A 12,789-nucleotide genomic window follows, 5' to 3' on the forward strand; every position below is an offset into this window, starting at 1 on the left:
TGATGAGGAAGACGTGGCGACTGAGAGCAAAACGCACCTTCTGGTCGATACACTGACCGCACAGCGCGACGTGTTCCTCACCCAGTGGATCAGGACGGTCGGCGACGACCTCCAGGGCCGGCTGAGCATGGCAGAGCTGGGCCGCGAACTGGGTGAGCTCTACGAGGCCATCCTCCAGGCCATGTCCGCCGGTGGACTGGACGGCCGGGCCGAGCACTTCGGCGAGGTGCGCAGCCTGCTGATCGAACTCTCCCGGGCCCGCGCCCGGCAGGGCTTCACCCCCACCGAGACCGCGAGGAGCGTCTTCGCCTTCAAGGAGGTGCTCGAGCCGTTCCTCACCGGCGACGAGCAAGGCGCCCTCGCGTACCTGCAGTTCTCCCGGCTGCTGGACGACCTCGGCCTGCTGACGACGGAAGCGTACGTCCGTACCCGCGAGGAGATCATCTCCTCGCAGGCCGAGCAGCTCCTCGAACTCTCCACGCCCGTGGTCAAGCTCTGGGACGGCGTCGTCGGCGTACCGCTGGTGGGCACGCTCGACTCGGCCCGCACCCAGGTCGTCATGGAGAAGATGCTGCAGACGCTCGTCGACACCAACTCCACGCACGCGATCATCGACATCACCGGCGTCCCGACCGTGGACACCCAGGTCGCCCAGCATCTGCTGAAGACCGTCGTCGCCGCCCGCATGATGGGCGCGCAGTGCACCATCTCGGGCATCCGTCCGCAGATCGCCCAGACCATCGTGGCGCTCGGCATCGAGTTCGGCGACATCCCCACCAACGCCTCGCTCTCCGACGCGCTGCGCCAGGCGCTGAAGGAAGTCGCCCAGGACGCCGAGGACGACTCGCGGGGGCTGCTGTGACCGACCGCGTCCCCGTTCTCAAGATCGGCCAGACCCTCCTGGTCTCCATCCAGACGGACCTGGAGGACCAGATGGTGATGGATCTCCAGGAGGACCTGTCCCACCGCATCGTCGAGACCGGAGCCAAGGGCGTCGTCATCGACATCTCGGCCCTGGAGATCGTCGACTCCTTCGTCGGGCGCATGCTGGCCACCAACGCCTCCATCTCGCGCATCCTCGGCGCCGAGACGATCGTGGTCGGCATGCGGCCCGCCGTGGCCATGACGCTCGTCGAGCTCGGGCTGTCCCTGAAGGGCGTGCGCACCGCCCTCAACCTGGAGCGCGGCCTGAAGCTGCTACGGCGTCTGAGCGCAGGCCGCGCATGAAGGACTACGGCGAGGGCGCCTCGGTCGAGACCGTCCCCATCGTCAGAAGCGGCGATGTCGTCACCGCCCGCCAGGTGGTGCGCACCCTCGCCCAGCGCAGCGGCCTGTCCCTGGTCCACCAGACGAAACTCGTCACGGCGGCCAGCGAACTCGGGCGCAACATGCTGATCTACGGCGGCGGGGGCGTCGTACGCGCGGCGACCGTGGTCGACGGCGGCCGCCCCGGCGTCTTCGTGGAGTTCAAGGACGAGGGCCCGGGTATCGAGGACGTCGAGCTCGCGCTGACGGACGGCTGGACGTCGGGCAACGGCATGGGACTCGGACTCAGCGGCGCCAAACGGCTCGTCGACGAGTTCGACATCGAGTCCGGGGCCGACGGCAGGGGCACCACCGTGCGCATAGTGAAGTGGGGCCGGTGAACGGCACTCTCGTCGCCGAGGCCGGTGACGTGTGCTGGCTGCGCGCCGACGTCGCGCTGGCGGCGTCGGCGCGCCGCCACGCGGGTCAGCTCGCCCGCGGCATCTGCCTCCCCGAGGAGCGGGTGGCGCGCCTGGAACTGTGCGTCACGGAGATGGCGACCAACCTCCTCAAGCACGCCCAGGACGGCTCCCTGGCCCTGCGCGTGGTGCGTGCGCGCGGCCGCGCCGCCGTGGAGTGCCTGTCCCTGGACGACGGTCCCGGCATCGACGACGTCCCGAGGGCACTGCGCGACGGGACGTCCGCCTACGGCAGTCTGGGCATCGGCCTGGGTGCCATCGGGCGGCTCGCCGACGTCTTCGGAGTCCACTCCCTGCGCGGGCGCGGCACGGTGGTGTACGCACGCTTCTGGGCGGAGGAGCCGGCACCGGCACCCGGTCCGGTGGACACCGCCGGGCTGACCCGCCCGATCAGCGGCGAACAGGTGTGCGGCGACACCTGGGCCGTACGCAGGCCGAGCGAGGGGGGTTCCGACGCCCTGCAGCTGCTGATGTGCGACGGGCTCGGGCACGGCCCGCTCGCGGCCCGGGTCGCCGACCGGGCCAGGGAGGCCTTCCGCGCCAGCCGTCACACGAGCCCGGCGGCCGTACTGCAGGACGTGCACCACGGCCTGCGCGGCACCCGGGGCGCGGCCGTGGCGATCGCCCTGATCGACCTCGTCGGCCGGCGGGTGCATCTCAGCGGTGCCGGGAACATCACGGCGCTGGTCGGTGCGGGCGACACCCGGACCGGACTGCTGTCCATGCCGGGCATCGTCGGACTGCAGCTGCCCCGCCCCCGCACCTTCGAGGCGGCCTTCCCGCCCGGTGCCGCCCTCGTCATGCACTCCGACGGCCTCAGCGAACGCTGGAAGCCGGCGGACTTCCCCGGCCTGTTCACGCAGGACGCCTCTCTGGTCGCCGCGCAGATCCTCAACCAGGCCGCGGTCCGCAGGGACGACGCCGGGATCGTCGTGGCCGTGCACAGGCAGCCATGACCACCGGAGCGTCCGTGCACGAACTGATCACGATCGCCCTCCGGGAGGGGGGCGACGTGGTCACCCTGCGCCGGTGCACGCAGTCGGCGTGCCGGGCCCTGGGCCTGACGGGCAGCTCCCTGGTCCGGCTGACCACTGTCGTGAGCGAGGCCGGCGAGCATCTGCTGGGCGCCGCGGGGCTCACCGCGCAGCTCTGCCTGGAGGAGACCGACGCGGTCGTGGTGGCCGTCCGCTTCGGCTGGCGGGAGGCACGCCGGCCGCCGTCGACCCTGCTCAGTGCCGCCAAGCGGCTGCTCGACGACAGCCGCCTGCGGTCCGCGGACGGCGGCGGCCGGCACGAACTCCTCCTCGCCCAGCGCACCCCCACGCCGACCACGTCCGTCGGGGAGCTGGCGACGGAGGTCCGCGGCAAACTGGCCGGCGCCGACACGGCAGCCGACCTGATCGAGGCCCTGCGCACCCAGAACCGCCAGCTCCTGGCCGCGCTGGAGGAGTCGCAGTCCCAGCAGGACGAGCTCCAGCGGCTGAACGCCGAACTGGAGGAGACCAACGCCGGCGTCGTCGCGCTGTACTCGGAGCTGGCGAGCGAGCTGGAGGAGACGAACAGCGGGGTCGTCGCCCTCTACGCCGAACTGGAGGACAAGACCCGCCAGCTCGAACTGGCCCACGCGTACAAGACCCGGTTCTGGGCCAGCGTCAGCCACGAGCTCCGCTCGCCGGTGAACTCCGTCATCGCCCTGGCCCGGCTGCTGCTGGACTCCGGAGCGGATCCGCTGTCCGACGAGCAGCGCCAGCAGGTGGCACTCGTCCAGGCGTCGGGCAGCACCCTGCTGGCCCTCGTCGACGAACTGCTCGACGTCGCCAAGGCCGAGTCCGGGCGGCTGGAACCGCATCCCGTCGAGGTCGACCTGCGGTCGGTCCTGCACCAGTTGCGCGGCACGCTGCGGGGCACCGCGCAGCCCGGGGTGGGCCTGCACATCCCGGACCACATCCAGTGGGGCCCCCTGGTCACCGACGAGGTCATGCTCACCAGGATCCTGCGGAACGTGCTGTCGAACGCCCTGAAGTTCACGGCCGAGGGCTCGGTGACGCTGGACGTCAGCGAACAGCAGGACGAGGAGGGCGACGGTTCCCGTTTCGTCTTCTGCGTCCAGGACACCGGCGTCGGCATACCGGCCGCCGACGTCGAGCGGGTCTTCGAGGAGTTCTACCAGGTGCGCGGACCACACCAGCGCGGCCGGTCCGGCACCGGTCTCGGGCTCCCCTACGCCCGCAGGCTGACGGAACTGCTGAACGGCAGCCTGGCACTGGACAGCGAAGCCGGTCACGGCACCCGCGTGACCATCGAGATCCCCGCCCGCCCCGTCCGGCCGGCGGCGGAGGACACGACCGCCGCCCCGGCACCGGGCGGGGCGGCGGACGCCGCGCAGCCGAAGGCGGTGCGCGCCGGCGGCACGACGGCGGAGCGGGCGGCCGGGGGCCGGCCCGCCGCGGCCGGCCTCCGGGTGGGGTCCGTGGTCGTCGTCGACGACGACGAGGCGTTCCTCGCGGGATTCCGTCCCCTGCTGGACGGCCTCGCCGAATCCGTCACCGTCCTCACCGACAGCAGCCGGGCGGTCGCCACCGTCGAGTCCCTGCAGCCCGACGCCGTCTTCCTCGACCTCAACATGCCCGGTGCGGACGGGTACGAGGTCCGGCAGGCGCTCGCCGCCCGTCCTTCGACGGCGGGTGTGCCCGTCATCGTCCTGACCGCCCTGGAACCCGCCGACGTGGACCGCTCACGCCTCGCCCGGGTCCACGTCGTGCTGAACAAGTCCCGCCTCACCGCCGAGGACCTCGCCGCCGCCCTGAGGCGACGGCACGACGCACCGTCCGCGCCGCAGGCGCCCACCAGTGTCCCCCCGATGTTGTCCAGGGCCCCCGAGGAACATCGATGACCCAGCCAACCGACATGGATCACAGTCCGGCGCACATCCTGGTGGTGGACGACGCCCCCACCAACCGGTACGTGCTGGCCACGACCCTGCGCCGCGCCGGACACGAGGTCACCGAGGCCGAGGACGGCACGCGCGCGCTCGAACTGCTGGACCGCCCCGGCCCGTTGCCGGAGGTCGCCATCGTCGACGTACGGCTGCCGGACATGACCGGATTCGAGGTGTGCGAGCACATCAAGAACAACCCGGCCACCGCGACCGTCCCCGTCATCAACATCTCCGCCTCCGCCGTCACCGTCAACGACCGGGCGCAGGGGCTCTACCGCGGAGCCGACGCCTACCTCGTCGACCCCGTGGCCCCCGACGAACTGCTCGCCACCGTCACCGCCGCCCTGCGCTACGCCCGTGCCCGCCGCCACGCCGAGCTCCTCGCCGACCGGCTGCACCTGCTCAACCGCGTCACCCTGGCCCTGTACAGCGCGTCCGACGCGCACGAACTGGTCAGAGTGACCGCCGAGGGAGCGGCGGCCATCCTCCGGTGCAGCGCGGCCGCGCTGCTCACCACGCCCCAGGGCAGCCCCCTGGTGGCCCACACCTGGCAGGACCAGGACGGCTCCGCGCGCCCCGGCGAGCCGCAGGTCCACTCCACGTCCGCCTGGCCGCAGTGGCGTGACCACTCCGGCGCCCGGAGCACCGCGGAACACGGATCCGACCTCCCGTGCCTTCCGGCCGGCCTGAAGGACCCGGCGCGACGGCGCACCGTCATCGGCCGCGCCAAGGCCGAACGTCCGCCGGTCGTCATCATCACGTCCGCGGACGCCGTCACGACGCCCGACGACGAGCAACTGCTGGTCCAGCTCACCCAGGCGAGCGCCCTGGCGCTGGAGGCGCTGCGCAGCTACAGCGAGGAGCACGCCCTGGCCCTCACCCTGCAGCGCAGCTTCCTGCCCGAGAGCCTGCCCGAGACCGCCCGCGCGGACCTGGCCGTGCGCTACCTGCCGGCCAGCGCCCGGGCGGAGATCGGCGGGGACTTCTACGAGGCGATCACCACACCCGCCGGTCTGGTCGTCGCCGTCGGGGACGTCGCCGGGCACTCGCTGGACGCGGCCATGGTGATGGGCCAGGTGCGCCACGCGCTGCGCGCCTACGCCGTGGAGGGCCACCCGCCGGAGGTGATCCTCTCCCGGCTCGACCACCTGCTCACCTCCGTGGAACCCGGCGCCACGGTCACGCTCTGCGTCGTCCTGATCGAGTTCGGCTCCAACACCCTCCACGTCGCCAACGCGGGTCACCTGCCGCCCCTGCTGCGCAGCCCGGACGGCACGACGCAGTACCTGCGCGAGCACGGCCCCCTCCTCGGGCTCGGCCTGCCGCACCCGCCGGCCCGGAAGGTCGACGCCGCGCCCGGCTCCCTGGTCCTCCTGGTCACGGACGGCCTGATCGAACGCCGTCACGAAGACCTCCAGCACTCCCTGTGCACCCTCGCCGCCGTGGCCGGCGAGGCGCCCGCGGACCCCGAGGAGGCCTGCGCGCACGTGCTGGACCGCCTGGTACCGGACGGCGGCGACGACGTGGCGCTGGTCGCCGTGCGCCTGAACGACGCCCACCCGGACTGACCGGCTCCGCCGGCCGGCTGCACCGGGGAGCCGGGCCGCGGAACCCGGTCGGAGCAGGCCCCGGACTCGCCGGGGGACGGCGATGCGGGCCACTCGCCCCCGGTGGACCCGGCTGCTCCGGACAGCGCCGCACGGACGGCCGGCCGCCGTCCCGGCCACGGGAAGCGGCGCGAGCGGGACCGCGCGGGCGGGCTGCCCGGATCAGGGTTCGGGACGGGACGGCCGGCCGAGGTCCGCGGGGGGCGGCGGGGTCAGTCCGCCTTGCCGTCCGGGACGATGACGAGCTTGCCCCGGACATGGCCCTGCTCGCTGGCCCGGTGCGCCTCGGCGGCCTCCTGAAGGGAATACGTGGCCGCGATCGGCACGGTCAGCTTCCCCTCCGCCGCCAGCGCCGCCGCCTCGCCGATCCGCCGGCCGGCGCCCTCCGCGTCGGCGGAGATCATCCGCACTCCCAGTCCGGCGGCGGAGAAGTCGGCGATCGTGACCACGCGGTCGGGACCGCCGGCCACCTCGATGAGCGCGGGCAGCGAACCGCGCCCGGAAGCGTCGAGTACCGCATCGACGCCCTCCGGGGCGACGGACCGGACCCGGTCCGCGAGGCCCGTTCCGTACTCCACCGGGGTCGCGCCGAGCGAGCGCAGGTACGCGTGGTTGGCCTCCCGCGCCGTTCCCACGACCCGGGCGCCCCGCAGCACGGCCAACTGGACGGCCACCGTCCCGACACCGCCCGCCGCGCCGTCGATCACGATCGTCTCGCCGTCCCGCAGCTTCAGCTCGTCCAGGGCGTGCAGGGCGGTGTTGGCGGCGACCGGAAGGGCCGCGGCCGTCTCCCACGGCACCGAGGCGGGCTTCCTGGTCAGCGTCCCGGCGCTGACGACCACCGCCTCGGCGTAGCCGCCGAAGCCGATCGAGCCGAGCACCTCGTCACCCACGGCGAACCCGGTGACGCCGGGTCCGACCGCGTCGACCACCCCCGCCACGTCCCCGCCCGGCACCACCGGGAACTCGACCGGTAAGAAGGACGCCGCGGCGCCGCTGCGGATCTTCCAGTCCAGAGGGTTCACGCCCGCGGCGCGCACCGCCAACCGGACCTCGCCCGCTCCCGGGACGGGAAGAGGACGTTCCACCACCTGCAGCACCTCGGGAGCGCCGTATTCGGAAAAGGTGACAGCTCGGTAGTTCGCCTGCATGGACTTCCTCCTGAAAGGGCTTGACTGACGGCGTCGGAGCATAGCAACTCCGGTTGTACGCACAGTGGTTGACAGTTCCGAAGCCGCCAGTGGAGCGGTGAGTGTTCCTTGAGCAAGTGACTAGCGCCGCACTCGACCGTGGTCAGCGACAGGACCACACGCGACCGGCCGAGTCCTGAAATAAGAGGAAGACTTCTCATGGTAGACACAATGAGTCCCGCCTCTACGGCAAGGACGCCGCCCCGCAGCGGCGGGACACCGCCGCCCGTCACGGTCCGGCCCGGCGATCCGCGCTACGACGACCTGGCGCTGCGCCGCCGCAACGAGCGCTTCACCCAGCGGCCGGCGTACTTCCAGCTGGCCAGGACCACCGACCAGGTGGTGGCCGCGGTGAACGAGACGGTCCGGTCCGGACGGCCGATTTCCGTACGCAGCGGCGGGCACTCCATGGAGAATTCCGTGGGTGAGCACCCGGACGGCGTGGTCATCGACATGGCGGGAATGAACGCCGTGTATTACGACCCGGAAGTCCGGGCCTTCGCCGTGGAGTCGGGCGCGACATTGGGGGAGGTGTTCCGTCTTCTCTACCTCAATTGGGGTGTCACCATTCCGGGCGGCTGGTGCCACTCCGTCTGCGTCGGCGGCCACATCCAGGGCGGCGGTTACGGGGCCCTGTCCCGCAGCCTCGGCTCGGTGGTGGACTACCTCCACGCGGTGGAGGTCGTGGTGGTGGACGACACCGGCTCCGCCCGGGCGGTGGTGGCCACCCGCGATCCCGAGGACCCGCACCACGACCTGTGGTGGGCGCACACCGGCGGCGGCGGGGGCAACTTCGGCGTGGTCACCCGGTACTGGCTGCGCTCACCCGGCGCGGAGGGCGACGATCCGGCGACCCTGCTGCCCAAGCCCCCGGCGTCCCTGCTCAGCGGGGCGATCATGTGGTCCTGGGCCGATCTGCCGCGGGACGCGTTCCGGCGGCTGATGCACAACCACGCCGCCTGGCACGAGGCCAACAGCGGCCCCGACAGCCCCGGCCGGACCCTGCACTCGACCCTGATGATCACCTGCCGGGGAGAGCAGGACACACCGACCGACGTGCTGGTCTTCGCGATGCTGGACGGCAGCCGGCCCGACGCCCGCGCCCTGATGGACGGGTACCTGGACCGCCTCGCCGAAGGAGTCGGGGGCATCCGCCAGGTCGGCGAACCGGCACCGTGGCTGCACGCCGTCATCCCGCACGACGTGGACGCCGACTCCCAGCGGGGCTCCGAGTACGCCCGCTACAAGGGGAAGGCCGGCTACCTGCGGCGCGGGTACACCGACCGGCAGATCGACGTCCTGTACGACCACCTGACCGAGCCGCGGCCGCACCTGGAGATCGGCAGGCTGTGGCTGGTCTCGTACGGCGGAAAGGTCAACGCCGTCGCCCCGGAGGCGACCGCACTGGCCCAACGGGACTCGATCCTGAAGGCGGTCTACACCGCCACCTGGACCGACCCCGCGCACGACGCGGAGAACCTGGACTGGCTGCGCCGCTTCTACCGCGACGTCTACGCGGACACCGGCGGAGTCCCGGTCCCCGGCGAGGTCAGCGACGGCACGTACATCAACTACCCGGACACCGACCTCGCCGACCCCCGCTGGAACACGTCCGGAGTGCCCTGGCACTACCTGTACTACAAGGACAACTATCCGCGGCTGCAGCGCGTCAAGAGCCGGTGGGACCCGCTCCACGTCTTCCGGCACTCCCTGTCCATCCGTCCCGCAGAACCCGGAGGAAACGCATGACGAGCACCGACGCCGGCCACACGGAGATCGAGAGCGCGGTGGGCGAGGTCCTGGACCGTCTGCAGCAGACCTGGACGGCCAACGACCCGGACGCGGTCGCCGACCTCTACACCGAGGACGCGACACTGGTGATGACGGGGGTGTTCCTCAACGGCCGGGAGGACATCCGCAAGTTCATGGCCGACGCGTTCGCCGGCCCGCTGGTCGGCAGCCGCCCGCACAACGTGCCGCGGCTGATCCGCAGGGTCGGCGCCGACACGGCCGTCGTCAACAGCGACATCGGGATCGTCCTCGCCGGCAACGACGGCGTCGCCGAAGGCGACGAACGCGTGGCCACCTGGGTGCTGACACGGCGGGACGGCCGCTGGCTGATCGCGGCCTACCACAACTGCCCCGTCGGCTAGGAGCCGCCGCCCGACGGATCATGCCGAGACGCGGGGCCACCCGGTCCGTGAGGTGCCGCCGGTTCCCTCCGACTCGATCCGCGGACACTTCCCGAGCACCCCCCTCGTGCACCACGGCGCGCCCCCTCGTGCGCCGTGGTGCACTCCCGTCCCGGGCCGCCGGACCCACACCCGTGCGGCCGCGCCTCGCCCCCGGAGCCGAGAACCATGCAGGTGCGCAAGCTCGCAGTGCAGGACGCGTACGAACTCGTCCCGCCGACGTTCCCCGACCGGCGCGGTGTCTACTGCGCCCCGTTCCAGGCCGCCGTGCTGGCCGACGTGCTCGGGTTCACGCCCGCCTTCGTGCAGGTCAGCCACGCCGTGTCGCACCGGGGCGCGGTGCGGGGCCCGCACTACGCCGACGTCCCGCCGGGGCAGGCCAAGTACGCCTTCTGCACGCAGGGATCGTTGCTGGACTTCGTCGTCGACGTCCGGGTCGGCTCCCCGACCTTCGGCGCGTACGACACCGTACGGCTCGACGCGACCGGCTACCACGCGGTCTACCTGGCCGAAGGACTGGCCCACGCGGTGATCGCGCTGGAACCCGGCACCACGCTCACCTACCTGACCTCCACCGGCTACAACCCGGCCGCCGAGCACGGCATCGACCCGACGGACCCGGACCTCGGCCTGCCCCTGCCCGAGGGCCTGGAGCTGATCCTGTCCGACAAGGACCGGTCGGCGCCGTCCCTGGCCCGGGCCCTCGCCGAAGGCCGGCTGCCCCGCTACGAGGACTGCCTCGCGCACTACGACCGGCTGCGCCGAGCCGCCCCGCCCGCCTGAGGCACGCTGCCCACGACCGCTCCGCGCCCCGTCCACCGTGCCGGCAGGGCAGGACCCGCCCGGCGTGGGTGCGGTGTCGCAGCGCCGCCGCGCTGTGCCGGCCGCTCAGCGCGGGCGCGCTCGGCGGATCCGCACACCGGGCCAGGTCGGGCTCGCCCACCGTGCCGATCAGTACCGGGCCCGTCCAGCCTGCCGGCCGAGCCGGTTCCGCCCCAGCGCGTGCGCGGTCGGCGGATCCGTGCAACCGGCCAGGTCTCGCCCCGTTCACCCTGCCGGCCTTCCCGGCGCGGGCGCGGGCGCGGGCGCGGCGCGGTCCGGTGACGGCGCCCGGCCACAGGGCGGGCGCACCACCGCATTCCGCGGTCCGCGCCGGGCGGGCCGCCGCGACTCAGGCCCGCTGAGCGGCCCGGTCCTCGCCGGCACGCTCCGCGCGCAGGGCCGCGGTGACCTCCGGGAGAGCCGCCGGCCACGGCCGCGGCGCGGGCAGTCCGGACGCCGTCCACGCACCGACACCCAGCACCGAGTAGGCGGGTCTCGGCGCGGGACGCCCGAACTCGGCCGACGTGCACGGCCGCACCCGGCGGGGATCGGCACCGAGGTGCTCGAAGACCGCGCGCGCGAACTCGTACCAGCTCGCCCGGCCGGTGTTGACGTAGTGCAGCAGCCGCTCGGCCGGGCCGGCGCCCCCGGCGACGCGCCCGGCCAGCGACAGCAGGCTCGAGGCCAGGTCGGCCGCCGAGGTGGGGGAGCCGGTCTGGTCGTCGACCACCCTCACCTCCTCGCGTTCCCGCTCCAGCCGGGCCATGGTGCGGACGAAGTTGACGCTGTGCGTGGAGTACACCCAGGCCGTCCGGACCACCCAGGCATCGGCGCCGGAGCCGAGGACGGCCCGTTCGCCCGCGAGCTTGGTGCGGCCGTAGGCGTTGAGCGGGTTCGGCGGGGCCGACGCCTCGTACGGCTCGCCCGCCGTGCCGTCGAAGACGTAGTCCGTCGACAGGTGGATGAGCGGCACGTCGTGCTCCCGGCACGCCTCGGCGAGCTGCCCCGCACCCAGGGCGTTCACCCGGAACGCCCGCCGCTCGTCGGTCTCGGCGGCGTCCGCGTCGGTGTAGGCGGCCGCGTTGACCACCACGGGCGGCAGACCGAGCTCGCGCGCCGCGGCGGCGAACCTGCCGAGCGCGGCCGCCGTGGCCTGCGGATCGGTGATGTCCACCTCGTGCGACCCCGGCGCCACCAGGACGTTCCCCGGCGGGCACGCACGGGCCAGTTCGGTACCGACCTGGCCGCTGCCACCCGGTACCCAGATCGCCGTGGTCATGATGCCTCTCGGGTCGCGGCGGCGGCCGCACCGGCGGCTGCCGTGCGGGCCTTCAGCGGTTCCCACCAGGAACGGTTCTCCGCGTACCAGCGCACCGTGTCGGCCAGGCCGGTGCACAGGTCGATCCGGGGCCGGTAGCCGAGCTCCGTCCGGATCCTCGTGTCGTCGATCGAGTACCGCAGGTCGTGGCCGGGCCGGTCGGGGGCCGGCCTGACCGCGTCCTGCCAGTCGGCCCCCAGCTCCCGCAGCAGCAGGGAGGTGAGCTCGCGGTTGGTCAGCTCCGTCCCGCCGCCGACGTGGTAGACGCTGCCGGGCCGTCCGCCCTCCGCGACCAGCTGGACACCGCGGCAGTGGTCGTCGACGTGCAGCCACTCGCGGATGTTCCGGCCGCTGCCGTACAGCGGCACCGTGGCACCGTCGAGGAGGTTGGTGACGAACAGCGGGATCATCTTCTCCGGGAACTGGTACGGCCCGTAGTTGTTGGAGCACCGGGTGACGCAGACGGGCAGGCCGTACGTCCGGTGGTAGGCCAGGGCGAGCAGGTCCGCGCTCGCCTTCGACGCGGAATACGGTGAGCTGGGGTCCAGCGGCTGGTCCTCGCGCCAGGACCCCTTGGTGATCGACCCGTAGACCTCGTCCGTCGACACCTGGACGAACCTGCCGACACGCGCATCCCGGCAGGCCCGCAGCAGCGTGTGCGTGCCCTCCACGTTCGTCCGCACGAACTCCGCCGCTCCGGTGATCGAGCGGTCCACGTGCGACTCGGCGGCGAAGTGCACCACCACGTCGGTCCCCGGCAGCAGGTCGTCCAGCAGGTCCGCGTCGCAGATGTCGCCGACGACCAGCCGGAGTCGCTCGTCGTCGGCCACCGGTGCCAGGGCGGCCTCGGTCCCCGCGTAGGTGAGTTTGTCCAGGACGACCACGGCGGCCCCGGCGAACGCCGGGTACGCACCGCCGACGAGCCGGCGCACATAGTGCGATCCGATGAACCCGGCACCGCCGGTCACCAGGATCCGCAGCTGTCGCGACATCCGTGC

12 protein-coding genes are annotated in these 12,789 nt (G+C 72.9%); 9 read left to right on the forward strand and 3 right to left on the reverse strand.

Features of this window, described 5'->3' with window-relative positions:
- Positions 1-13 precede the first annotated feature (13 nt).
- From ABZ920_RS28080 to ABZ920_RS28105, 6 genes are read left to right on the forward strand one after another with little or no spacing between them, the layout of a single operon-like run.
- A complete protein-coding gene (locus ABZ920_RS28080; protein ID WP_361510763.1) occupies positions 14-862 on the forward strand; it encodes an STAS domain-containing protein in 849 nt (282 codons plus the stop codon).
- Entirely contained in the window at positions 859-1,227 is a 369-nt protein-coding gene (locus ABZ920_RS28085; protein WP_361510766.1) for an STAS domain-containing protein, read from the forward strand. Before ABZ920_RS28080 ends, ABZ920_RS28085 begins: the two co-directional genes overlap by 4 nt.
- Positions 1,224-1,646: an anti-sigma regulatory factor gene (locus ABZ920_RS28090; protein ID WP_361510768.1), complete on the forward strand. Its 423-nt coding sequence runs from the start codon at positions 1,224-1,226 to the stop codon at positions 1,644-1,646. Before ABZ920_RS28085 ends, ABZ920_RS28090 begins: the two co-directional genes overlap by 4 nt.
- Positions 1,634-2,680 (forward strand): ATP-binding SpoIIE family protein phosphatase, encoded by a 1,047-nt coding sequence (locus ABZ920_RS28095; RefSeq protein ID WP_361510771.1) that lies wholly within the window; start codon positions 1,634-1,636, stop codon positions 2,678-2,680. Before ABZ920_RS28090 ends, ABZ920_RS28095 begins: the two co-directional genes overlap by 13 nt.
- Positions 2,677-4,617 (forward strand): hybrid sensor histidine kinase/response regulator, encoded by a 1,941-nt coding sequence (locus ABZ920_RS28100; RefSeq protein ID WP_361510774.1) that lies wholly within the window; start codon positions 2,677-2,679, stop codon positions 4,615-4,617. Before ABZ920_RS28095 ends, ABZ920_RS28100 begins: the two co-directional genes overlap by 4 nt.
- A complete protein-coding gene (locus tag ABZ920_RS28105) occupies positions 4,614-6,230 on the forward strand; it encodes a fused response regulator/phosphatase (protein ID WP_361510777.1) in 1,617 nt (538 codons plus the stop codon). Before ABZ920_RS28100 ends, ABZ920_RS28105 begins: the two co-directional genes overlap by 4 nt.
- 251 nt (positions 6,231-6,481) lie before the next feature.
- Here ABZ920_RS28105 and ABZ920_RS28110 read toward each other — a convergent pair whose 3' ends face one another.
- Complete coding sequence (locus tag ABZ920_RS28110; RefSeq protein WP_361510780.1) at positions 6,482-7,420, reverse strand: NADP-dependent oxidoreductase; 939 nt, start codon at positions 7,418-7,420, stop codon at positions 6,482-6,484.
- A gap of 210 nt (positions 7,421-7,630) precedes the next feature.
- Between ABZ920_RS28110 and ABZ920_RS28115 the strand changes: the two genes are divergently transcribed.
- From ABZ920_RS28115 to rfbC, 3 genes are all read left to right on the forward strand, one after another.
- Positions 7,631-9,208: an FAD-binding protein gene (locus tag ABZ920_RS28115; RefSeq protein WP_361510783.1), complete on the forward strand. Its 1,578-nt coding sequence runs from the start codon at positions 7,631-7,633 to the stop codon at positions 9,206-9,208.
- Positions 9,205-9,612: an SgcJ/EcaC family oxidoreductase gene (locus tag ABZ920_RS28120; protein WP_361510786.1), complete on the forward strand. Its 408-nt coding sequence runs from the start codon at positions 9,205-9,207 to the stop codon at positions 9,610-9,612. The genes ABZ920_RS28115 and ABZ920_RS28120 overlap by 4 nt, the downstream gene beginning before the upstream one ends.
- 207 nt (positions 9,613-9,819) lie before the next feature.
- Positions 9,820-10,434, forward strand: coding sequence for a dTDP-4-dehydrorhamnose 3,5-epimerase (gene rfbC, locus ABZ920_RS28125; protein ID WP_361510789.1), 615 nt, complete (start codon positions 9,820-9,822; stop codon positions 10,432-10,434).
- Between the two features lie 388 nt (positions 10,435-10,822).
- On the opposite strand, the gene rfbD is transcribed toward rfbC, so the two are convergent.
- Together rfbD and rfbB are read right to left on the reverse strand one after the other, a co-directional pair.
- Positions 10,823-11,752, reverse strand: a complete 930-nt coding sequence (rfbD, locus tag ABZ920_RS28130; protein WP_361510792.1) for a dTDP-4-dehydrorhamnose reductase — start codon at positions 11,750-11,752, stop codon at positions 10,823-10,825.
- The gene (gene rfbB, locus ABZ920_RS28135; RefSeq protein ID WP_361510795.1) at positions 11,749-12,783 is read right to left on the reverse strand and encodes a dTDP-glucose 4,6-dehydratase; all 1,035 of its coding nucleotides are present in this window, start codon (positions 12,781-12,783) and stop codon (positions 11,749-11,751) included. The genes rfbD and rfbB overlap by 4 nt, the downstream gene beginning before the upstream one ends.
- Between the last annotated feature and the right edge of the window lie 6 nt (positions 12,784-12,789).

It is taken from the genome of Streptomyces sp. NPDC046831 (genome assembly GCF_040645305.1).
In the GTDB taxonomy this organism is placed as follows: Bacteria; Actinomycetota; Actinomycetes; order Streptomycetales; family Streptomycetaceae; genus Streptomyces.

Bases quoted from the DNA above. Each gene is read 5' to 3' on its own strand.
- ABZ920_RS28090 (WP_361510768.1), top strand. From the start codon at position 1,224: ATGAAGGACTACGGCGAGGGCGCCTCGGTCGAGACCGTCCCCATCGTC.
- ABZ920_RS28100 (WP_361510774.1), top strand. From the start codon at position 2,677: ATGACCACCGGAGCGTCCGTGCACGAACTGATCACGATCGCCCTCCGG.
- ABZ920_RS28105 (WP_361510777.1), top strand. From the start codon at position 4,614: ATGACCCAGCCAACCGACATGGATCACAGTCCGGCGCACATCCTGGTG.
- ABZ920_RS28110 (WP_361510780.1), bottom strand. From the start codon at position 7,420: ATGCAGGCGAACTACCGAGCTGTCACCTTTTCCGAATACGGCGCTCCC.
- ABZ920_RS28115 (WP_361510783.1), top strand. From the start codon at position 7,631: ATGAGTCCCGCCTCTACGGCAAGGACGCCGCCCCGCAGCGGCGGGACA.
- ABZ920_RS28120 (WP_361510786.1), top strand. From the start codon at position 9,205: ATGACGAGCACCGACGCCGGCCACACGGAGATCGAGAGCGCGGTGGGC.
- rfbC (WP_361510789.1), top strand. From the start codon at position 9,820: ATGCAGGTGCGCAAGCTCGCAGTGCAGGACGCGTACGAACTCGTCCCG.
- rfbD (WP_361510792.1), bottom strand. From the start codon at position 11,752: ATGACCACGGCGATCTGGGTACCGGGTGGCAGCGGCCAGGTCGGTACC.
- rfbB (WP_361510795.1), bottom strand. From the start codon at position 12,783: ATGTCGCGACAGCTGCGGATCCTGGTGACCGGCGGTGCCGGGTTCATC.